Origin of the sequence: Vibrio kasasachensis, assembly GCF_050337565.1 — a bacterium.
GTDB lineage: Bacteria > Pseudomonadota > Gammaproteobacteria > Enterobacterales > Vibrionaceae > Vibrio > Vibrio kasasachensis.
Genome location: NZ_JAKJTB010000010.1, coordinates 135,351 through 157,448, shown reverse-complemented (window position 1 = coordinate 157,448; position 22,098 = coordinate 135,351). Strand labels below are relative to the sequence as shown.

Below are 22,098 nucleotides of genomic sequence, written 5' to 3'. Positions count from 1 at the left end.
GCTTTATGCGTTACAGATAGGTTTAGATGTCACATGAGTTATTAGACATGTAATCATGGACAGCAACCTTACCGCTTACGATGTCCGCTTGGATTTTATCCAAGTAAGCACGATCTTCTTTTGAAACTAGATCTTTATTGTATTCATCGTATGCCCACTCAACGGCACCTTCTTTTAGACCCAGAACTTTAATACCAGCAGTCCAAGAGCCTTTCTCAGCTTGGTCCCATGAGTTGTATGCTGCTACACCAACTTTTTTCACCATTGACGTTAGCATAGTGCCAGGTTGTAGGTGGTTTTGGTTTGCATCTACACCAATAGCGAAGTTACCTGCGTCTTTCGCTGCCTGATATACACCCATACCCGTACCGCCTGCCGCTGCGTAAATTACGTCAACACCTTTAGAGAACTGAGATTTTGCTAGCTCAGAACCTTTTGCAGGGTCAGCGAATGCAGCTGGAGTTGAGCCAGTCATGTTTTGGAAAGTTTCGATATTTGGATTTGCGTATTTAGCACCTTGGCGGTAACCACACTCAAACTTACGGATTAGAGGAATATCCATACCGCCAATGAAGCCTACTTTACCGTTAGCCGATGCTTTAGCCGCAAGTGCACCAACAAGGAATGAGCCTTCATGTTCTTTAAATACAATTGATTGAACATTTGGTTTATCTACTACCATGTCAATGATTGTAAATTGTGTCTCTGGGAACTCTGTCGCGACTTTCTCAACAGCAGAAGCCATGTTGAAACCGACAGCAACGATAGGCGTGAAGCCACGGCTTGCTAAACGACGTAGACCTTGCTCACGTTGAGCTTCATTTTGCGGTTCAAATTCACGTACAGTAACACCTTTGTCCGCATTGAATTTTTTTACACCATTTTGATAAACAGCTTCGTTGAATGATTTATCAAACTTACCTGCGGTGTCATAAACTACAGCTGGTTTCGCTGCGAAAACACTGAATGACGACATGGCAAGGGCTAGAGCAGAAAGTTTCAAAATTTGGTTTTTCACTATCAAATCCTTAGTAGTGCAAAATGCGACATGAAAGTAGCGGCGCTCTGTTATCACTTTTTTTTAACAATTATGAAAATCAATGTTTCGCTACAGGGAGTAATTAGGTCAGACTTTTGTCATAGGACTGGCGATAGTTAAATTTAGCGCCGACCATCAAATACCCATTTTATCGTTTGCTTGGTTTGTTTAACACCACTCAATAGTTTAAAAGTGTGAGCTGCGTCAAGGGTAAACGTTATCGTTGGTAACGCTATCATCATAATTGTGATGTACGCATTTGTTGGTAAATGGTATTTGTTTTGTTAGAGAGGTAAAAAAGGCTATGTGCTTGTTTGATACGCATTGTCATTTGGACTTGATGGTGCAAAAAGGCATTGATATTGATACGGCTTTGCAGCAAGCGAGTAAAGCAGGTGTTGAGCGAATTTTAGTGCCAGGGATAGACGCTAGTAACTGGAATGTTATTCAACAATACTCCCATAAATACCCCATGGTAGATTGGGCTATGGGTATCCATCCGATGTTTGTTTCTGAGCACAGCATCGAACATATTAAGCAAATGAAAACACGACTAGAGCGAGGTGAGGATTGTATTGCGATTGGTGAATGTGGACTGGACTTTTACCATGGTCGGGACAACCAAGCGTTACAAGTATCAGTGTTAATTGAACAGTTGAAATTAGCCCAGCATTATCATTTACCGGTTTTGCTTCATGTACGCAAAGCTCATCAGGAACTCATCCAAGTCTTAAAGCAATATCCGCTGCCAAGGGGAGGGGTATTGCATGGATTCACTGGCAGTTATGAGCAGGGAATGCAGTATATAGAACAGGGCTTGTTTCTCGGTATCGGTGGTTCAATTACTTATGAGCGAGCAAAGAAAACGCGAAATGCGGTAGCTCGCCTCCCGCTTGATAAGTTGCTTTTAGAGACGGACGCGCCAGATATGCCTCTTAATGGCTATCAAGGGTTGCCGAATCAGCCCAAGTTCATAAAAAATGTACTATCTTCTCTTATATTGCTGCGAAATGAATCGGAGCAAACGATTACTCTTAAACTGAGTGAATCAGTCGTTTCATTGTTTGAATAATGAGTGTTTAAGGTGTTCTTTTTGTTAATTGAGGTGTTTAATCGATTGCTTTTTGTGATTAATATCTCATTAATAAATGTACATCAAGTGTTGTGTAGTAAAAAATGCGAGTTAGACACTATTTTTAATTGATTCGATAAGTATAATCCATCGCGCTTTTGAGCTCCATTTTGTTACACGCCAACATTATATAAGGAAGTCATAAACTATGAGCCTGTTTATGAGCCTAGTCGGTATGGTAGTGCTTCTTGCTATTGCATTTGCATTCTCAAATAACCGTAAAGCTATCAACTTTAGAACTGTGGGTGGCGCATTCGCTATCCAATTTGTACTTGGTGCATTTGTTCTTTACGTTCCTTGGGGTCGTGACCTTTTAAACGGTTTCTCTCAGGGTGTTTCCAACGTTATCAACTACGGTAACGATGGTATTTCTTTCCTATTCGGTGGTCTTGTTTCTGACAAGATGTTCGAAGTATTTGGCGGCGGCGGCTTTATCTTCGCATTCCGTGTACTTCCAACACTGATCTTCTTCTCTGCGCTAATTTCAGTGCTTTACTACATAGGCGTCATGCAATGGGTTATTAAAATCCTTGGTGGTGGTCTACAAAAAGCATTGGGTACGTCTCGCGCCGAGTCTATGTCTGCAGCTGCGAACATTTTCGTAGGTCAAACTGAAGCACCACTAGTGGTTCGTCCGTTTGTTCCTAAGATGACCCAGTCTGAGCTATTTGCAGTAATGTGTGGTGGTTTGGCATCAGTAGCTGGTGGTGTACTAGCGGGTTATGCATCTATGGGTGTACCTCTAGAGTACCTTGTAGCGGCATCATTCATGGCAGCACCGGGTGGTCTACTTTTCGCTAAAATTCTTCACCCTGAAACTGACACTCCTCATGAAGACTTCGCTGAAGCAATGGATGGTGGTGACGACAAACCTGCAAACGTTATTGACGCAGCAGCAGGTGGTGCGGCATCAGGTCTACAACTTGCGTTAAACGTAGGTGCAATGCTAATCGCATTCGTAGGTCTAATCGCTCTAGTGAACGGTATGCTAGGCGGCATTGGTGATTGGTTCGGTATGCCTGAACTAACGCTTCAGCTGATCCTTGGTTACCTGTTCTCTCCACTGGCATTCCTAATCGGTGTACCATGGGATGAAGCGATCGTTGCTGGTTCATTTATTGGTCAAAAACTGGTAATTAATGAATTCGTAGCGTACCTAAACTTCACGCCATACATTGGTGAGAATGCGCAAGTCCTTGAAGCAACGGGTCTAGTGATGAGCCAGAAGACAACGGCAATCATTTCATTCGCACTGTGTGGTTTTGCGAACTTGTCTTCTATCGCTATCCTACTGGGTGGTCTAGGTAGTCTTGCTCCAAACCGCCGCCATGATATCGCGCGTATGGGTATTAAAGCCGTACTTGCTGGTACGTTGTCTAACCTTATGGCAGCGACAATTGCAGGCTTCTGTCTAAGCCTTGCGGCATTTTAAATAGAACCGGCTTTTAGTTTATAGACGCCGTTTAAATCATGCCCTGTAGCATTTGTTTGCTGCGGGGCTTTTTTTGTTTTGGCATAGTTATCTCGTAGCGATTTAAACCGTTGCAGAAATGAACCGAAACGATAATAAAATTTTTTGAGATACAAACCGTTTGCGTTCTATTTGCTGCTACAGTTTTGAGAGGTTTCTTTATAAAGTAATAGTCATTGATAGAAATTGGATTAAATTGCGTTCAACTTGGCGATTAATTCTCACTATCGGGTAAATGAATTACCTGACTCAGCACATTGAACATGCCTCGCGCTGTTTTCTATGCTATTAAAGACACCGCAATCATAGATTGTTGTGCCATAGGCCAAACTGGTACTGTGCGGTGACAAGGAAAGCAATTGGGGCAAATTTGCTGTTTGCCACCGAGTCTTCAAGGAACCAAGTCCGTTCATTAATAACTGTCTTCTTTGCCTATAATTAGAGAGCAAAAGAAGCAGTCACATTTTTGAATATTGATCGGAGATAGAAATGAGCGATTTAAAAGCAGCAGCGTTACGTGCACTTCAACTGATGGACCTAACGACGTTAAATGACGACGACACAGATGCGAAAGTAATATCACTTTGTCATGATGCGAAAACAGCAGTAGGCAACACGGCTGCAATCTGTATTTACCCTCGCTTTATTCCTATTGCTAAGAAGACACTTCGCGAGCAAGGTACGCCTGAAGTGCGTATTGCAACGGTAACAAACTTCCCACACGGTAACGATGACATCGATATTGCAGTAGCGGAAACAAAAGCTGCAGTGGCATACGGTGCAGACGAAGTAGATGTAGTATTTCCATATCGTGCGCTAATCGCGGGCGATGAGAACGTTGGTTTTGAGCTAGTTAAGCAATGTAAAGCAGCGTGTAGTGAAGGCGTACTACTAAAAGTAATCATTGAAACTGGTGAACTTAAAGAAGAAGCGCTAATCAAGAAAGCATCGCAAATCTGTATTGAAGCGGGTGCTGACTTTATTAAAACTTCTACGGGTAAAGTGCCAGTAAACGCGACACCTGAATACGCACGCATGATGCTTGAAGTTATTCGTGATATGGGCGTCGCAGAAACGGTTGGTTTCAAACCAGCTGGTGGTGTACGTACCGCTGAAGATGCAGCAGCATACTTAGCAATGGCGGATGACATTCTTGGTGATAACTGGGTTGACGCTCGTCATTACCGTTTTGGTGCATCAAGCCTACTAACTAGTCTTCTGAATACATTAGAAGTGACAGACGAAACAGCTGATCCAGCAGCTTACTAACATACCCGTCATATTTGACGCTGCAGCGTTGTTGACTTCGCAAGTTCATCCTAATCACATAGAAGTCTATGCTCATAGGAATGAATTTACTTGTCGCCTAGCTGCAACGCCAACTATTTAGGGTATGACTGACCAAATCAGTTTATGTCTGCATTAAAGATAGGTCGGTAGAACGCCGTCCTATCTTTGACCTCTTTATCTTACAACCTTACTCGCCAGAGTATGGGAGGATCTAATGTATTTACCTCAAGAGATCATTCGTAAAAAGCGCGATGGCGAAGAGCTTACCGCTGACGAAATCAACTTCTTTATTCAAGGCGTTGCCAATAACACTGTATCGGAAGGTCAGATCGCAGCGTTTGCGATGACTATTTTCTTCAATGAAATGTCGATGCCAGAGCGTATTGCATTAACGTGTGCAATGCGTGATTCAGGCATGGTGATTGATTGGAGCCACATGAATTTTTCGGGTCCAATCGTTGATAAGCATTCGACAGGTGGCGTGGGCGATGTAACATCGCTAATGCTGGGTCCTATGGTAGCGGCGTGTGGTGGCTTTGTACCAATGATTTCTGGTCGAGGTCTCGGTCATACTGGTGGTACGCTAGACAAGCTTGAATCGATCCCAGGCTACAACATTACCCCAACCAATGAAGTGTTTGGTCAAGTGACCAAAGATGCAGGTGTGGCCATTATTGGCCAAACGGGGGACTTAGCTCCGGCAGATAAACGTGTTTATGCAACGCGCGACATCACAGCAACAGTCGACAACATCTCTCTGATCACTGCTTCTATTCTATCTAAGAAATTAGCGGCGGGTCTTGAGTCGCTAGTGATGGATGTAAAAGTGGGTTCTGGCGCATTTATGCCAACTTATGAAGCGTCTGAGGAGCTAGCAAAATCTATCGTATCTGTTGCCAATGGCGCGGGTACTAAGACCACTGCAATTTTAACCGACATGAACCAAGTATTGGCTTCATCTGCAGGTAATGCCGTTGAAGTACGTGAAGCGGTTCGCTTCCTTACGGGTGAATACCGCAACCCTCGTTTACTTGAAGTGACGCTAGCGTCTTGCGCAGAAATGCTGGTACTTGGCAAGTTAGCCAAAGACACTGACGAAGCAAACGCTAAGTTAATGGAAGTGCTCGATAATGGCAAAGCCGCTGAATGTTTCGGCAAAATGGTTGCCGGTCTTGGTGGTCCAGCGGATTTCATTACAAACTACGACAACTACCTAGAAACAGCACCAATCATTAAGGCCGTGTTTGCTGAGCAAAGTGGCATGGTTTCAGCAATGGATACTCGCGCAATTGGTATGGCGGTGGTTTCTATGGGTGGCGGTCGCCGAGTAGCGACTGATACGCTTGATTACGCAGTTGGTTTTGATGGCTTTATCCGCTTAGGCGAAGTGGCGGATGAGAACAAGCCGCTGGCCGTTATTCATGCTCGTAGTGAAGATCAATGGCAAGAAGCCGCAACGGCGCTGCGCAAAGCCATTATCATTGGTGGCGAATACACGCCAACACCAAACGTATACTGCCAAATTCGCGCCGAAGACGTTTAATTTTAACACGACCTGCTTAACGTAATAATGACAGCCAAGTGGGTCTGAGGTATGAGTAATGAAAAGAGCATTTATTTTAGTCCTAGACTCATTTGGTATTGGCGAAACCGCTGATGCTGATAAATTTGGTGATGTTGGTTCTGACACCTTAGGTCATATTGCTGATCAGTGTGACAAAGGCTTAGCGGATAACGATAAGCGCAGTGGTCCACTAATGCTACCAAACCTATCAAAACTGGGTTTGGCAATGGCGCACAAAGAGTCAACGGGTCGCTTTGCTCCGGGCCTTGATGCTGATGCTGAAATCATTGGTGCTTACGGTCACGCAGCTGAACTTTCTTCAGGTAAAGACACACCGTCTGGTCACTGGGAAATCGCTGGTGTCCCGGTTTTGTTTGAATGGGGCTACTTTACCGATAAGGACAACAGCTTTCCTAAAGAGCTGACGGACCGCATTTTAGCCCGTGCTGGTTTAGACGATTACTTAGGTAACTGCCACGCTTCCGGTACGCAAGTACTGGATGATTTGGGCGAAGAGCATATGAAGACGGGTTTGCCGATCTTCTATACTTCTGCTGACTCAGTGTTCCAAATCGCATGTCATGAAGAGACATTCGGTTTGGACCGTTTATTAGAGCTTTGCCAAATCGCACGTGAAGAATTGGCTGATTACAACATCGGTCGAGTGATTGCGCGTCCATTTATTGGAGCGGGTAAAGGTCAGTTTGAACGCACGGGTAACCGCCGCGATCTTTCGGTTGAGCCTCCTGCTACGACAGTGTTGCAAAAGCTAGCGGAAGAGAAGCAAGGTGAAGTGATCTCTATTGGTAAGATTGCAGATATCTATGCCAACTGCGGTATCACTAAGAAAGTGAAAGCTACGGGTATCCCTGCGCTGTTTGAAGCAACGTTAGAGCAAATTCAAGCTGCTGGTGATAACACGATAGTATTCACTAACTTTGTGGATTTTGACTCCGCTTATGGGCACCGTCGTGACGTCGCTGGTTACGCTGCTGCATTAGAATACTTCGATGGTCGTATCAACGAAGTACTAGAATTGATGCAAGAAGATGACATTTTGATCTTAACCGCAGACCATGGTTGTGACCCAACATGGCCAGGTACGGATCATACTCGTGAACATATTCCAGTGTTGGTTTATGGGCAAAAGATTCCAGCAGGCTCATTGGGCTTGCGTGAATCGTTTGCTGATATTGGACAGACGTTAGCAGAATATTTTGCTACATCTCCAATGGATTACGGTAAGAGCTTCTTGTAAATTACTTAATGGCGTTGCGGATAGCCGCAACGCCTTTCTTCTATTTTGAAAAGGAAAACACGATGGCAACTCCACATATTAACGCTGAAATGGGCGCTTTTGCAGATGTAGTACTGATGCCGGGTGACCCGCTACGTGCTAAATACATTGCTGAAACCTTCCTAGAAGACGTAGTTCAAGTATGTGATGTTCGTAATATGTTTGGTTACACAGGCACTTACAAAGGTCGTAAAATCTCTGTAATGGGTCACGGCATGGGCATTCCTTCATGCTCTATCTACGTAACTGAGCTAATCAAAGACTTCGGTGTGAAGAAAGTGATTCGCGTGGGTAGCTGTGGTGCTGTGAACGAAGACATCAAAGTACGTGACGTAGTGATCGGCATGGGTGCTTGTACTGACTCTAAAGTAAACCGTATCCGCTTCAAAGGTCATGACTTTTCTGCTATTGCTGACTACAAAATGGTGCGTGCAGCTGAAGAAGCAGCAAAAGCGCGTGGCGTTGATGTAAAAGTTGGTAACCTGTTCTCGGCTGAATTGTTCTACACACCAGATCCAGATATGTTCGATGTTATGGACAAATACGGTATTGTGGGTGTTGAAATGGAAGCTGCGGGTATCTACGGTGTTGCTGCTGAATACGGTGCAAAAGCCCTGACTATCTGTACCGTTTCTGATCACATTAAAACGGGTGAGCAAACTACATCAGAAGAGCGTCAAAATACGTTCAACGATATGATGTTAATAGCCCTAGATTCAGTTCTACTTGGTGACGCAGATTAATCTCTTGCTTCAAACGAAAAAAACCTCAGTTAATAACTGAGGTTTTTTTTAATTAGACATTTTTGAGCAATTGGTTTTCGCCCTTCTTTTGCGGTTTACGACGAATAATAAATGCCAACAAGAAACCCGCGATGAAGCTTACTCCAACCATCGTATACATATAGCGATCACTTTTACGATAGTAGTGATCAGAGAATGCGGTCAGTTTGCCTGTTTCAAACGTTATGCGAATGAAGCCCACAATCGAGTTGTCGTGCATAATGGGTTCGACCAACTGTTGGCGACCAATTCGAGCTGTTTCTAACGGCGTATCGAGACCGAGAATCTCTCTGACTGACTTCGCCTTATCACTCGAGGCTAAACGAATACCTTCGGCATCATAGATGGTGGCATCAAATACTAAATTATCCTGTGCTAACTGGTTGGTTAGATTGAGCAAGCGTTCTTGATCTGCTTCTGCAATCATCGAGCCTGCAGAAAGTGATGTTTGGGAAATGAGTACTTTAGTTAACGTTTCAAGCTGGTTAGTTTGGATCTGTTCATTACCTTTCGTGATCTTGACACTGTTGACCGCAATCATGACACCGCCAGCAAGCAGGGAAAGAATTGCTAGCACACGCATTGCCATACGAAATGAAAACAAAGAAGCGTCCATGAGTTACCTTCTAAACCTCACTACTATTGTTATCAATAGTAGTGATAAATGGGCAAAAATCTAAATTTATCGCGTACAGTACGCATATTGAGACTTGCGCAACCAAATTGCAATAGGGTAACTTGGTTGCAACTTTAATAGGAATATTTTACATGGATATGTTGAATTCATTAGCGATAAGACGTCATACGACGCTACTTAACCGTCTGCCCGAGACTCAAGCTTCAACCAATTTCGACCGAACCAAAGCCGGTTGGATCATTTTCGGACATTATTTAAGCCCAAAACAGTTTGAAGATATCGATTTCTTTACTGGTGAGTTCAATGCCATTGTTGATGTGTGGAAAGTTGGACCATACGAAGTCGCGCTCATGGCAGGGGAACTCACAAGTGCGAGAGAAGAGATCTTACAGGCGCTAGAGTTGGATTATGCGCCTTTGCGAGAGTTCCCTGATCTCACTAAGCCGGGCTTGATTGTGATGGATATGGATTCTACGGCGATCCAAATTGAGTGTATTGATGAGATCGCCAAGCTGGCGGGCGTCGGGGAGGAAGTGTCCGAAATTACTGAGCGAGCGATGCAAGGTGAGCTTGATTTTGAGCAAAGCCTTCGCCAGCGTGTGGGTAAACTTGCTGGGGCTGATGAGTCTATTTTAGAACAAGTGCGCCAAGGTTTGCCTTTGATGCCTGATCTACCTCAGTTGGTGGCAACTTTACATAAGTTTGGCTGGAAAACTGCGATCGCTTCTGGTGGTTTTACGTATTTCTCTGATCACTTGCAACAGATGCTTGATCTCGACCATTCTCAATCGAATCAATTGGAAATCATTGACGGCAAACTTACCGGACAAGTGCTCGGTGATGTAGTCAGCGCGCAAACCAAAGCGGATATATTGCTTCAGTTGGCTGAACAATATCAGATAGAGCCTCACAATACCGTTGCTGTTGGCGATGGAGCGAATGATCTTGTCATGATGGGAGTGGCGGGATTAGGAATTGCCTATCATGCCAAACCGAAAGTAGAGCAGCAGGCGCAAACGTCGGTGCGATACATTGGTTTAGGGGGGGTGTTGTGTATCTTGTCCGCTCAATTGATCAAGCAGCAAAAAATCAGTTTTAAACCATTACCATAAGCTGACAATAAAGTGATGGAGCAAGAAAGTGGAACAAAGCGAGTTTAGCTCGCTTTTTTTGATAAGTAAGGAAATAGATCAGTTATTTATTGAGTCAGTTCTAAACGAATAAGCACTTCTTCAGTGATATCAATGTATTCACTGTAACCAACAATCATACAAATCTCTTTCTCTAAACTACGGGCTTGGTGCATGCTGATACTGCTTAGTTCTTCGAGATCTTTGCGGAGCAAAGCCGTAATGGGATCAAATACGGGTGTTGAGCATACTCTCAGTGAATGGAACTCACCCATATTTTGGCTCTTTTTAATGAACTCGATTCGTTCTTTGGTGGATTCGAAATCTGAGCATAACTTTACTTCCAGCGATTGAATGCGAGTGCCGAATTTTATCGCTGAGATATAAAGTTCTTGCGCTTGACGTTGGGCACCTTCGATACGTTTCATTGGCGCGGCAAGTAGAGTGGTCGTTCTACCTTTATAGATCGTTTCCAATGAAAATCGGTTGTTTTGTCCCATCTTAGCGAACAAGGTGAGATAAGCTGGTAGCGGGTAGTTAACCCCAATCACCTTAGGTTTGAGACTGGGTCCTTTTTTCTCTATAAATAATGGTGTGCTTATCATCTTATCCAAGAGAATATTATGTAAGTTCTCTAGCATTTCATGGCTTGGTAGTGTTTCTTGCTTAGCAACCAATTTACTTTGATTGTGCTCTATTAAGCTGCCAAAAAACGCCATGGTCTTTAAAGTTTGTACTGTATTGTCAATTACTAATTGAACCCGTTTCCCGCCAGGGCTAATGCGAATAACCTTGTAGGGGACGTTGTTTAACGGTAAAGATTTGTCATACAGTTGTAACTCACTGAAGTTGATGGTGCATAGATCGCCAGCTTTGAGCTCAATAGGTGAACTTAACGCGACATAAAGCCCGTGCTTTGAAATATCTAATGTTACCCCTGATGCTTGCTGTTCATCAGAGGTTAAAAATAGCGGGGAACGAAATTGATAGCGAGGTTCTTTACGACGATTCTGCGCATCAAAATATAAGCTAACAGGTACATGGGTGCAGTTACGTTTATGGCGGAATTGATTGAGCTCTGAGGTGTTGAGTCTAGGTTTTTCACTGAGTAAATAGTCTTTGCCTGAGCAGGCGTCAGAGATTTCTTGCAACATAGCAAAGTGCGTTAAACCTTTGGTTAATTCGAGAGATTCTTCTGCTAAGTCACTAAACATCTCTCGCTCTTCAGCGGACAACTCAAAAACAGAAATTCGAAAAACCTTCCAGCTCTCTTTTCGCGCCCCGACATGCCAAAACAACTGGCGTAGTTCACGGTTCGCTTCAGGGATCATCATTGAAAAGAAGAGATCTTTCCTGCCGTGTTGGTGCTTGAATGAATAAAGTACACTATTACTTCCGCGAACGCCTGGCTGAGTGAGTTGCGCCATGCGCTCAGGACTAAACAGATTGGATAAAGTGAGTTGATTGCGCTCATCGTTCCAGTATTGCCAGATGCTTTGATTGTTTTCAGTCATTAATACGAGTTTTAACTCGTTACCACTGAAGAAAATGGGTAAGTTACAGGTATGCTTTAGGTGGTTGTGCTCGTAACCTCGGGAGCGTGCGCGTATGACTTTGTCTTGATTATCATGCCGTGCTCTTTGGGCATCATTTTGCAGGCAATACGCCATGATATCGTCAATGAGCTTAATATCATCAATTTTGATGACACGCAGAAAATTAACAGCATCATTTTCAAATGACTCATCGATTCCCACGATACGATAGTTAATCGGCTGTTCAATATTGGGAATTTTACTTAAGCGTGCCAGTTCTGAAAATTGAACGGAAATGATTTCACCGAGTTTGTAATCAAATGCAGAAGGTACTTTGAATTTTCCACCTGAAGGGGAAACATCGACAGTAATGCCGTGCACCAGTTGATCGTTGGATAGATGCATTTCTATTTGAGTAGAAAGCTTAAGGCGGTTTTCTTTACGTTTTAAGTCATAACCCATGACTATGGGTTCAGCATTAAAGTTAATTGAGGTGTTAGTTAGGTCTGCGCCTTGCGGCTTGCCTTTCTGGTTCATGACTTTAAAGCTATTACGAGTATTACATAAAGCGTCAAAAACACCTTCAGTATAACCATCAAATTTACGAACATTTTTGTGATAGGTATTAAATGCCACATCATCCAGCCAATGAATGATGCCGTCTAATTCGTATTCCCGACATTCTCCTTTTACTCGACCTCGTAAATCGATAGAGCGATAACAAGGTGACATCAAACGTTTCAATTCCATCTTAACCAAGATTTTTAATGATGGAGGCTCGCCATCCGTCAGCTTGGATAGTAGGTACTTAAAATCCGCCGTGTTATAGACGGGAATCAGTCTTTCTGCGATGGATAAAATTTCAGTCTGATGCATGTTTTTTTGGAGTATCCTTCCCGGTCATAATGATATCGGCCTTGATTAATAGATCTTTAGTGATATGTTACGGCGAATCAAGCCCATAACTTGGCTTATTAAGCTGCCACCATCACAAAATTCAATTGAGGTTACATGGCAAAAGCAAAACGCGCATATGTTTGCAATGATTGCGGTGCAGACTTTCCTCGCTGGCAAGGTCAATGTAGCGCCTGTGGCGCATGGAATACGATTAGTGAAGTTAGGCTCGCTGCCTCTCCCTCAGTGGCGAGAAATGAGCGCCTAATGGGATACGCTGGTGACGTGACGGAAAGCAAAGTACAAACTTTGTCTGAAATTGATTTACAAGAAGTGCCGCGTTTCACCAGTGGTTTTAAAGAGTTGGATCGCGTACTTGGTGGTGGTGTCGTGCCGGGGGCTGCGATTTTAATTGGTGGTAGCCCGGGCGCAGGTAAATCGACGTTATTGCTACAAACAATGTGTCAGTTGTCATCAACAATGCCAACACTTTACGTCACCGGTGAAGAATCGTTACAACAAGTTGCGATGCGAGCATCACGTTTGGGGTTACCTAAAGATAATCTTAAGATGCTCTCAGAAACCAACGTTGATCGTATTTGCCAGATTGCCGAGAAAGAACAGCCTAAAATAATGGTGATTGACTCGATTCAGGTCATGCACGTAGCAGATGTACAGTCCTCTCCGGGCACTGTGGCTCAGGTAAGAGAATCAGCCACGGCGCTCACGCGATACGCCAAGCAAAACAATGTAGCGGTGTTTATGGTGGGTCACGTAACTAAAGATGGAACTTTGGCTGGTCCTAAGGTGCTCGAGCATATCATCGACTGTTCGGTCTTATTGGATGGTGGAACAGATAGTCGATTTAGAACATTACGCAGCCACAAAAACCGTTTTGGTGCCGTGAACGAGTTGGGTGTATTTGCCATGACAGGGCAAGGATTACGTGAAGTGAGTAATCCATCCGCAATATTTCTTTCGCGTGGTGAGGAAGAAACATCAGGTAGCTCCGTTATGGTGGTCTGGGAAGGTACCCGCCCACTGTTAGTCGAAATCCAAGCTTTGGTCGATTATTCACAATTGGCAAATCCAAGACGTGTGGCAGTAGGTTTAGAGCAAAACCGCTTGTCATTGCTACTTGCCGTATTGCATAAGCACGGTGGTCTGCAAATGGCAGATCAAGATGTGTTTGTTAATGTAGTCGGTGGCGTAAAAGTGACTGAAACCAGCGCAGATTTAGCGTTAGTTATGGCGCTACTCTCTAGTTTTAAAGACCGCCCTTTGCCGAAAGACGTGGTGGTCTTTGGTGAAGTCGGTCTTGCGGGAGAGATTCGCCCTGTACCAAGTGGACAAGAGCGCTTGAATGAAGCGTTTAAACATGGTTTCAAGAAAGCGATCGTTCCAGCCGCTAATATGCCAAAAGGTGGGATTGCGGGTATGCAAATACATGGCGTAAAGAAACTCTCAGAGGCGATTGAAGCTTTTGATGAATTATAAGTGACAATACCGTACAAACATCCAACACAAGATTGACGTTAATCTGAACAATATTAATTTGTTCGGTTGCTAGATATTGAGCTAAAAGCAGAGTTGCTTCATACTTGATCATCTCGATCGAAAATGAATAGCAATCCATCCATTCGGATAAGTAAATTCTATTGAAGAATGTTTTTTGCCCCACGATGATGTTGAGATCCCACAATAGTTAAGAAAGTGTGGTTTCAAAATCGAGTGGTTTTAAGCTGAATTAAATAAACTTAGCTATCCTTTGACAGGGGCAAAGCGGTCAAAACATTTTTTTTCACGCAACCGCACGCGAGGCTATCAGTCTTGACAGAATATGATATACTCTGCGCGCACTTTATACCTTATTAACAGAGTAAGACAATGACTGATTTATCAAAATACAGAAACATTGGTATTTTTGCTCACGTAGACGCGGGTAAAACTACCTCTACAGAGCGTATCCTTAAGCTAACTGGTAAAATCCACAAGATCGGTGATACACACGACGGTTCAACTACTACTGACTTCATGGAGCAGGAAGCTGAACGCGGTATCACAATCCAGTCTGCTGCTACTACTTGTTTCTGGAACGATTACCGCCTAAACATCATCGACACTCCTGGACACGTTGACTTCACAATTGAAGTTTACCGTTCTCTAAAAGTACTTGACGGTGGTATCGGTGTATTCTGTGGTTCTGGTGGTGTTGAGCCTCAGTCTGAAACCAACTGGCGTTACGCTGACGAATCTCATGTATCTCGTCTAATCTTCATCAACAAACTAGACCGCATGGGTGCAGACTTCTACAAAGTTTGTGGCCAAGTAGAAAAAGTTTTAGGTGCTACTCCACTAGTAATGACTCTACCTATCGGTATCGAAGATGATTTCGTTGGTGTTGTAGACGTACTAAGCCAAAAAGCTTACGTATGGGACGAGTCTGGTCAACCTGAGAATTACGAAGTTCTAGATATCCCTGCGGATATGGTTGAGAAAGCGGCAGAATACCGTGAAATGCTAATCGAAACTGCAGTTGAGCAAGACGACGAGCTAATGATGGCTTACATGGAAGGTGAAGAGCCTTCTCTAGAAGACATCAAACGTTGTATCCGTAAAGGTACACGTGACCTAGCGTTCTTCCCAACTTACGGCGGTTCAGCATACAAGAACAAAGGCATCCAGCTTATTCTTGACGCAGTAGTTGATTACCTACCTTCTCCAACAGAAGTAGATCCTCAACCACTAACTGACTCAGAAACTGGTGAACCAACTGGCGAATTCGCTGTTGTATCAGTAGACGAGCCACTAAAAGCGCTTGCGTTCAAAATCATGGACGACCGTTTCGGTGCACTAACCTTCATCCGTATCTACGCTGGTAAACTGAAGAAAGGTGACACGATCCTTAACTCAGCAACTGGTAAAACAGAACGTATCGGCCGTATGGTTGAGATGCACGCAGATGAGCGTAACGAGATCGATTCAGCACAAGCTGGTGACATCATCGCTGTTGTTGGTATGAAGAACGTGAAGACTGGTCACACTCTATGTGATCCTAAGCACGAAGTAACTCTTGAGCCAATGATCTTCCCAGAACCAGTAATCTCTATCGCTGTTAAGCCTAAAGATAAAAACGGTTCTGAGAAAATGGGTGTTGCGATTGGTAAAATGGTTTCAGAAGATCCATCTTTCCAAGTTGAGACTGACGAAGATTCAGGCGAAACCATCCTTAAAGGTATGGGCGAACTTCACCTAGACATCAAAGTTGATATCCTTAAGCGTACTTACGGTGTTGAACTAGAAGTAGGTGCTCCTCAAGTTGCTTACCGTGAAACTATCACTCAAGCAGTTGAAGATAGCTACACGCATAAGAAACAGTCTGGTGGTTCAGGTCAGTTCGGTAAGATCGACTACCGTATCAAACCAGGTGAGCCAAATTCAGGTTTCACGTTCCGCTCTGTAGTAGTTGGTGGTAACGTACCTAAAGAATTCTGGCCTGCAGTAGAGAAAGGCTTCGCTAGCATGATGGACAACGGTGTTCTAGCTGGCTTCCCTACTCTAGATGTAGAAGTTGAACTATTCGACGGTGGCTTCCACGCAGTTGACTCTTCAGCTATCGCTTACGAAATCGCAGCTAAAGGCGCATTCCGTCAGTCTATGCCTAAAGCAGGCGCGCAACTTCTTGAGCCAATCATGAAAGTTGACGTGTTCACTCCAGATGACCATGTTGGTGATGTAATCGGTGACCTTAACCGTCGTCGTGGTATGATCAAAGACCAACAAGCTGGTACAACTGGCGTACGTATCAAGGGTGATGTACCTCTTTCAGAAATGTTTGGTTACATCGGTACTCTACGTACAATGACTTCTGGCCGTGGTCAGTTCTCAATGGAATTCTCTCACTACTCAGCATGTCCAAGCAACGTGGCAGAGACAGTGATTGCAGAAGTTAAAGAGCGTAATGCTAAGAAGTAATTCTTAAGTTAACTCGATAATTGATAAACCCTTAAGCGAATGCTTAAGGGTTTTTTTTCGTTTGTGGATGGAGAAAATCAAAGAGTTACTCTAGGTTAAAAATCTCTCCATCGAGTTTGGCATCGGTTTCAAATTCCTCTACTTGGCTGAAGATCCATTGGCGAAATTGTTGTATTTTTTCCCGCCTAAAATAGCCATTAGGCGCGCAGAGATAGTAACTGTAATTTGCCTTTTGCGCTATTTGCCCAATTCTGACTAATTTTCCTTCACGTATATAACGCTGCACCAACGTGTGTTTAGCCAACGCGACACCTTGTACGGCGAGTGCACCTTCGATGACAAAGTGAGAGCCATCGTATTGTAAAGTTGGTTTTGAAGCAGTGACACCAACATTTAGTAACCACTTACTCCAGTCGAAGTCTGGCCAAGTGTCTTCGATTAAATCGGCGTGAGACAAGTCACTTAAGTGATAAATGGCATGTTGTTGCTGGTATAGGGGGTGGCACACAGGATAGATGAGTTCATCCATTAAATGTATAGAGGTGACATTCGAGTAATCACCTCTACCATATCGAATACATAAATCGATATTTGAATTTTGGAAATCAACCAATTGATTGGTTGGCTCGATAGTCAGTTCTTGATTTTGGTTTTGGCTGCGGAAGTGACCAATACGTGGAACCAACCAGTGTTGGGCGAAAGATGGCAGTGTAGAAATTGAAAGTTGATTGGGACGAGGATCTTGATTTATTTGCCTTACGCCTTGTTGTAGTTGGTTAAATCCTTTATCAGTGTGTTGGAAAAGCAGATGCCCCTCTAGAGTCAGAACCACCTTTCTGTGCTGACGTACGAATAACTCAACTCCTAATGTGTCTTCGAGTTGGCGGATTTGCTGGCTAACCGCTGCTGCGGTTACAAAAAGCGTTTCAGCGGCGAGTTTGAAGCTACCAAGTTTCGCCGCTATCTGAAAATAGTACAGGCTTTGCAGTGGGGGTAAACGTTCATTCACTTTAGTTTTCCTTAACTGAAGGTCAATCTTAGTCGTTTGAGAAAACCATAGCTGTATCCCATTATCCCTTTGCTGGAACTAATTAATAAGGGATTTTTATGGACGCTACCAACAAATATACTCAACAAAGGTCGCTAAACGTCGTAGGTTTGGTAAAGAAATTCTTATCTCAATTGCGTTTGTGGGTACAAAATTATCAGACAAGAAAGCAATTGGCTAGGTTATCCGAGGATCGACTGCAAGATATAGGGCTAAACCGGGAGCAAGTCAAAATTGAATGTGCTCGCCCTTTTTGGCGATAACGGCGGTTAATTATTGCCTACCTGTGATACTTCATCATGAAGCCAACGCGAGAATGCCTGTATGCGTTCTCGACGTGGCGACTCTTTCGCTGTAAATAAATGAAAGGCGATTCCTGGGGTGAGTTCGATATTGAATGGCTTGATTAATAGACCCCGATCAACAAAATCTGCCGCGATACAATCGCTAGCCAAACACGCGCCGTGACCCGCGATGACAGCGCTCATTGCCATATCAAATGTGCCAACTTCCATCCACTGAATGGCTTCTTTATCCATGGTTAAAGAAGCTTTTTCGAACCAATTACTCCATTGAATATTTGAATTTTCAAAATGAATTAACCAACAACTCAGTAATTGTTCAGGCTTAGAGAGTTTTAGTGAATCGGCGAGTGCAGGCGAGCAAAATGGATAGATAGCTTCTTCCAATAATAGCTCTTTATGCAATGAATCATCACTTTCCTGCTTATCTCCTTGCCATATAGCAACATCGACTTCCCCATGCTGAATGTCGAGAGACTCGCAGGTACTAATGATTCGAATGGGGATACCAGGGTAATCCAAAGAAAATTTCCAAAGCCGAGGAAGTAACCAACGAGCGGCAAATGATGTCGGAGCGCTCACCTTCAATAAGCCATCTCTAGGCTCATTTTGAATTTTGTTAAGACCGAGAGCAACCTGAGCAAAGCCAGATGATACGTGACTTTGCAAAGTTTCGCCTTTTGCCGTGAGTATCATATTACGCCCTTTGCGTAAAAATAACTTACAGGCGAGATCATCTTCAAGGCGTCGAATGGTTTGGCTGACAGCAGCTTGGCTAACGCACAGTTCTATAGCAGCTTTGCTATAACTTTGAAAACGTGCGGCAGATTCAAAGTAGCGTAATGCTGCTAGATGACGTAATCGCTTATCCATAAGCCTCTATTATATCTAATGTAAGAAATGATGGTTGGAAACCAAGAGTTGCTATTTACATAATACTAATCAAGATGGTAGAGGCAATAGGAGGAGCCATTGTTACTGACGTTACATTGGAATTTGCATGTTGAGCTTAAATTATGGAAATTTGAGAGGAAGTACTATTTTGGCAAGCCCTTATTACTTGAGAAGGTGGAAACTCTACCAAATTTAAGTGCGCATATGAGACAAGATATAGGGTTAACCATACATAGAGATAGTAAGCCCAACTATCAGAAGTATTTATAATTATGGTTTATATACCCAAGCATCTTGAGGTTACTTGGGTATAAATAAAAGGGGCGGATGCCCCTTTATGTTGCTACTCTTCCCAAACCACTAATTGATCTTTTGGCCAGCTCGCACCAGTGTCATGGTACTTTTTCTCTAACACATGACGTTTGATTTTTAAGGTAGGGGTAAGAATACCATTCTCGATACTCCAAGGATCTTTAATCATCAGAACCCCTTTAATTTGTTCATGAGACTCAAGAGTTTTGTTCATTCTAGTCACAACTCTTGTAGTTGTGCGTTCATAACGCTCTCGGTCGAAGTGGGGGAAATCATGCGGTACGACCAAAAGAATAGGCGCAGGAAGACCGGAGCCTATCAAACACATCATCTCAACTCGGCTATATTCAAATAGCTTTTTTTCAATTGGAACAGGGGCAACAAATTTCCCTTTGGCAGACTTAAAGGTGTCTTTCTTGCGTCCTTGAATTGTGAGATAACCTTCATCATCTAAAAAGCCGATATCACCAGTATGCAGCCAGCCGTCAGCATCAAATGACTCTTCAGTGGCTTCATCATTTTTGTAGTAGCCAGAGAAAAACCCTTTACCGCGTACCATGATCTCTTCATCGGTGGCGATTTTTAGCTCGATACCTGGGCCTGCATTGCCGACACTGCCAATCTTATCGGCGCGGAAGGGGTAGTTGAGTGTGCTGTACGCAAAAGACTCCGTCATCCCCCAAGCTTCAGTAATGTTTAAGCCAATGCTGTGATACCAATTGAGTAGCGCAGGTGAAACTGGTGCAGAGCCACAACCTAAAACACGTGCTTCATCTAGCCCTAAACCGTCTGCGAGTTTTTTCTTAATTAATGAGTTCACAAATGGAATTTTAAGCAGAATATTCAGTTTTTTCTGTGGCAATTTATCTTGAATACGTTGCTGGAATAGCGTCCATAAACGAGGCACGGAGATAAACAGTGTCGGGCGCTGCATCTTTACATCTTCAATGAAGGTTTCAAGTGACTCAGGAAATGCGGTTTGCACCCCTCCGAGGATTGAAGAACCGAAGATATACACCCGCTCGGTAATGTGAGCAAGCGGTAGATAGGAGAAAAGGCGATCGCCTTTTTCAATCCCAATATGATTGATTAATTGCTGTGCCGACCAAGAGAAAGCCCCGTAAGTGAGCATCGCTCCTTTTGGAAGCCCAGAGGTGCCTGAAGTGTAAACGATAGACATCAGTTTATCGTCATAATGAATTGGTCGTTCTTGACTCGGTTCAGCATTTTCAATTAACTGATTAAACTGATATTGGCAATTTTGGGGTGCACTATCGTAAGCTAAGCTAATGGTGATTAAGTTATGGTACTTATCAATGATTTGCTCAGTTGCTTTAGCATCATCGAGTTTGCCACCAATCAAAACCTTACTTTCACTGTGCGTGACACAGTGCTCTATAGTTTCTGCCCCAGCGGTTGGGAATACTGGCACACTGATGTAATCGCCTAGCATCATTGCTATATCACAAATAAACCACTCAGCACAGTTTTTCGAAATCAGTGCCACTTTATCACCGGGTTGAATCCCTAGTTCGCGCAGTGCCGTTACAAGGCGCAGTGCTTTATCAGCCACCTCCGCATAGGTGTATTCAACAAATTGGCGATTGATGATTTGTTTTAGATAGATTTCATTGGGGCGCTCTGACGCCCACTTTAAAATCATTTCATTTGGTGTTGGTAAAGTACATCCCTTTATTTTCAACTCGTTAGGTTGATTCATTGGTTAACTCCCTGTTATTAGTGATACTCCTTTAAGTATTGATACTCACCACAGAGTAGAGAGCGGACCATGCGTACAACGTAATCAAACTAAAAGGAGGAATTTTTGTTAACACATTGTTAACTTTAGCATGATGATAGACATTAAGGGAATTTTATCGAGGATAAGTGTGAGCTAGTAATTCTGTCGATATTCCCCGGGTGTTGAACCCGTTTTCTTTTTGAATATTCGAGAGAAATAAGACACATCTTGGTAACCACACAAATAGGCAACATAAGCTATTTTGGTATTGGCATTCACTGTCAACATACGCTTAGCTATTTCAATTCTTTGATGAATGACGTAATCCCTAAAACACATGCCTACTTTTTTACTGAAAATTTTTGAAAAATAAGTCACTGAGTAATGACATAGCGCTGCGGCTTTTTCCTCACGAATTTCTTTTTGAATATTTTCAGAGACATAAAGAAGAGCAGGGCTGATATCAAGATCAATATTGCCTTGGAAAGTGCGTAAACTCGGGTGAGAGGAAACATCCAAGAAGAAACGAATTTCGATTTTATTTAGCCATTCTTGTGCGCTGCGTGGATTGAGTTGATAGCGCTCAACAATAACTGGGCTAGATAAGGATTCTCTATTGGTGTCGTTTGCGTGAATAACAATCAATTGTTTATCAAGATTTTGGCACATTAAGATAGCGCTATTTAAGCACTGTGAATATTGAGGACGATAAAAAAAGAAACAGTATCGAACTGTTTTTTCGCTCAATACAGCGGTGTCTTGCTGACAGTCGATCACATTAAAGCGCTTCTCAATCATGCTGACAAAATAGGGAGAGCAATGTCGAATGGGTGCCCCAAGCCAGTGAACTGTGGCTAAATTCTCTCTCATACCTAGACTCCAGATTATTTTATTATTCCCTCCTAACCAATGCTGACGAGAGTGGATTGTTTGTTGTAGTTATTTTTTTAAGTGTCTAATTGAATAGTTCAATTATTCATTGCATATAACTATTTTAGTAAACATACCGAAAAACGTGATCTTATTTACTTGACAGTGCTGTTTTAGGTGATGGC

17 protein-coding genes are annotated in these 22,098 nt (G+C 43.2%); 10 read left to right on the top strand and 7 right to left on the bottom strand.

The genetic code is table 11. The features are described 5' to 3' along the window. Nucleotides 1-22 precede the first annotated feature (22 nt). The gene (locus L4C38_RS05600) at nt 23-1,018 is read right to left on the bottom strand and encodes a BMP family lipoprotein (RefSeq protein WP_428796554.1); all 996 of its coding nucleotides are present in this window, start codon (nt 1,016-1,018) and stop codon (nt 23-25) included. Between the two features lie 325 nt (nt 1,019-1,343). Between L4C38_RS05600 and L4C38_RS05595 the strand changes: the two genes are divergently transcribed. The 6 genes from L4C38_RS05595 (at nt 1,344) to deoD (ending at nt 8,536) form a co-directional block, all read left to right on the top strand. Continuing rightward, nucleotides 1,344-2,111 (top strand): TatD family hydrolase, encoded by a 768-nt coding sequence (locus L4C38_RS05595; RefSeq protein WP_428796553.1) that lies wholly within the window; start codon nt 1,344-1,346, stop codon nt 2,109-2,111. A gap of 208 nt (nt 2,112-2,319) precedes the next feature. Continuing rightward, complete coding sequence (locus L4C38_RS05590) at nt 2,320-3,603, top strand: NupC/NupG family nucleoside CNT transporter (RefSeq protein WP_428796552.1); 1,284 nt, start codon at nt 2,320-2,322, stop codon at nt 3,601-3,603. 528 nt (nt 3,604-4,131) lie between these two features. Next, nucleotides 4,132-4,911, top strand: coding sequence for a deoxyribose-phosphate aldolase (deoC, locus tag L4C38_RS05585; protein WP_428796551.1), 780 nt, complete (start codon nt 4,132-4,134; stop codon nt 4,909-4,911). 235 nt (nt 4,912-5,146) lie between these two features. Beyond that, complete coding sequence (gene deoA, locus L4C38_RS05580; RefSeq protein ID WP_428796550.1) at nt 5,147-6,475, top strand: thymidine phosphorylase; 1,329 nt, start codon at nt 5,147-5,149, stop codon at nt 6,473-6,475. 58 nt (nt 6,476-6,533) lie between these two features. Continuing rightward, complete coding sequence (locus L4C38_RS05575) at nt 6,534-7,754, top strand: phosphopentomutase (protein WP_428796549.1); 1,221 nt, start codon at nt 6,534-6,536, stop codon at nt 7,752-7,754. A gap of 62 nt (nt 7,755-7,816) precedes the next feature. Further along, nucleotides 7,817-8,536: a purine-nucleoside phosphorylase gene (deoD, locus tag L4C38_RS05570; protein WP_428796548.1), complete on the top strand. Its 720-nt coding sequence runs from the start codon at nt 7,817-7,819 to the stop codon at nt 8,534-8,536. A gap of 52 nt (nt 8,537-8,588) precedes the next feature. On the opposite strand, the gene L4C38_RS05565 is transcribed toward deoD, so the two are convergent. Continuing rightward, a complete protein-coding gene (locus L4C38_RS05565) occupies nt 8,589-9,191 on the bottom strand; it encodes a YtjB family periplasmic protein (protein ID WP_428796547.1) in 603 nt (200 codons plus the stop codon). Between the two features lie 152 nt (nt 9,192-9,343). Here L4C38_RS05565 and serB point away from each other — a divergent pair, with 152 nt between their 5' ends. After that, nucleotides 9,344-10,324 (top strand): phosphoserine phosphatase, encoded by a 981-nt coding sequence (gene serB / locus L4C38_RS05560; RefSeq protein ID WP_428796546.1) that lies wholly within the window; start codon nt 9,344-9,346, stop codon nt 10,322-10,324. An 86-nt stretch (nt 10,325-10,410) separates the two neighbouring features. Here serB and L4C38_RS05555 read toward each other — a convergent pair whose 3' ends face one another. Further along, nucleotides 10,411-12,753 (bottom strand): PilZ domain-containing protein, encoded by a 2,343-nt coding sequence (locus tag L4C38_RS05555; protein ID WP_428796545.1) that lies wholly within the window; start codon nt 12,751-12,753, stop codon nt 10,411-10,413. Between the two features lie 135 nt (nt 12,754-12,888). On the opposite strand from L4C38_RS05555, the gene radA reads away from it, so the two are divergent. Together radA and fusA are read left to right on the top strand one after the other, a co-directional pair. Continuing rightward, entirely contained in the window at nt 12,889-14,268 is a 1,380-nt protein-coding gene (gene radA / locus L4C38_RS05550) for a DNA repair protein RadA (RefSeq protein WP_428796544.1), read from the top strand. A 390-nt stretch (nt 14,269-14,658) separates the two neighbouring features. Continuing rightward, the gene (fusA, locus tag L4C38_RS05545) at nt 14,659-16,746 is read left to right on the top strand and encodes an elongation factor G (protein WP_428796543.1); all 2,088 of its coding nucleotides are present in this window, start codon (nt 14,659-14,661) and stop codon (nt 16,744-16,746) included. An 85-nt stretch (nt 16,747-16,831) separates the two neighbouring features. Here the strand turns inward: fusA and L4C38_RS05540 are convergent, their stop codons facing one another. Beyond that, nucleotides 16,832-17,755, bottom strand: a complete 924-nt coding sequence (locus L4C38_RS05540) for a LysR substrate-binding domain-containing protein (RefSeq protein ID WP_428796542.1) — start codon at nt 17,753-17,755, stop codon at nt 16,832-16,834. 98 nt (nt 17,756-17,853) lie between these two features. Between L4C38_RS05540 and L4C38_RS05535 the strand changes: the two genes are divergently transcribed. Then, the gene (locus L4C38_RS05535) at nt 17,854-18,057 is read left to right on the top strand and encodes a DUF1127 domain-containing protein (protein ID WP_428796541.1); all 204 of its coding nucleotides are present in this window, start codon (nt 17,854-17,856) and stop codon (nt 18,055-18,057) included. A gap of 6 nt (nt 18,058-18,063) precedes the next feature. On the opposite strand, the gene L4C38_RS05530 is transcribed toward L4C38_RS05535, so the two are convergent. The 3 genes from L4C38_RS05530 to L4C38_RS05520 form a co-directional block, all read right to left on the bottom strand. Continuing rightward, a complete protein-coding gene (locus tag L4C38_RS05530; protein ID WP_428796540.1) occupies nt 18,064-18,969 on the bottom strand; it encodes a LysR substrate-binding domain-containing protein in 906 nt (301 codons plus the stop codon). A 364-nt stretch (nt 18,970-19,333) separates the two neighbouring features. After that, a complete protein-coding gene (locus tag L4C38_RS05525; RefSeq protein ID WP_428796539.1) occupies nt 19,334-21,022 on the bottom strand; it encodes an AMP-binding protein in 1,689 nt (562 codons plus the stop codon). 174 nt (nt 21,023-21,196) lie between these two features. Beyond that, complete coding sequence (locus L4C38_RS05520; protein WP_428796538.1) at nt 21,197-21,913, bottom strand: helix-turn-helix domain-containing protein; 717 nt, start codon at nt 21,911-21,913, stop codon at nt 21,197-21,199. Nucleotides 21,914-22,098: the final 185 nt, after the last annotated feature.

Coding starts and splice junctions, on each gene's coding strand:
- fusA (WP_428796543.1), top strand. CDS start 14,659: ATGACTGATTTATCAAAATACAGAAACATTGGTATTTTTGCTCACGTA.
- L4C38_RS05520 (WP_428796538.1), bottom strand. CDS start 21,913: ATGAGAGAGAATTTAGCCACAGTTCACTGGCTTGGGGCACCCATTCGA.
- deoC (WP_428796551.1), top strand. CDS start 4,132: ATGAGCGATTTAAAAGCAGCAGCGTTACGTGCACTTCAACTGATGGAC.
- deoA (WP_428796550.1), top strand. CDS start 5,147: ATGTATTTACCTCAAGAGATCATTCGTAAAAAGCGCGATGGCGAAGAG.
- L4C38_RS05575 (WP_428796549.1), top strand. CDS start 6,534: ATGAAAAGAGCATTTATTTTAGTCCTAGACTCATTTGGTATTGGCGAA.
- L4C38_RS05590 (WP_428796552.1), top strand. CDS start 2,320: ATGAGCCTGTTTATGAGCCTAGTCGGTATGGTAGTGCTTCTTGCTATT.
- radA (WP_428796544.1), top strand. CDS start 12,889: ATGGCAAAAGCAAAACGCGCATATGTTTGCAATGATTGCGGTGCAGAC.
- L4C38_RS05565 (WP_428796547.1), bottom strand. CDS start 9,191: ATGGACGCTTCTTTGTTTTCATTTCGTATGGCAATGCGTGTGCTAGCA.
- L4C38_RS05555 (WP_428796545.1), bottom strand. CDS start 12,753: ATGCATCAGACTGAAATTTTATCCATCGCAGAAAGACTGATTCCCGTC.
- L4C38_RS05535 (WP_428796541.1), top strand. CDS start 17,854: ATGGACGCTACCAACAAATATACTCAACAAAGGTCGCTAAACGTCGTA.
- L4C38_RS05595 (WP_428796553.1), top strand. CDS start 1,344: ATGTGCTTGTTTGATACGCATTGTCATTTGGACTTGATGGTGCAAAAA.
- serB (WP_428796546.1), top strand. CDS start 9,344: ATGGATATGTTGAATTCATTAGCGATAAGACGTCATACGACGCTACTT.
- L4C38_RS05525 (WP_428796539.1), bottom strand. CDS start 21,022: ATGAATCAACCTAACGAGTTGAAAATAAAGGGATGTACTTTACCAACA.
- deoD (WP_428796548.1), top strand. CDS start 7,817: ATGGCAACTCCACATATTAACGCTGAAATGGGCGCTTTTGCAGATGTA.
- L4C38_RS05530 (WP_428796540.1), bottom strand. CDS start 18,969: ATGGATAAGCGATTACGTCATCTAGCAGCATTACGCTACTTTGAATCT.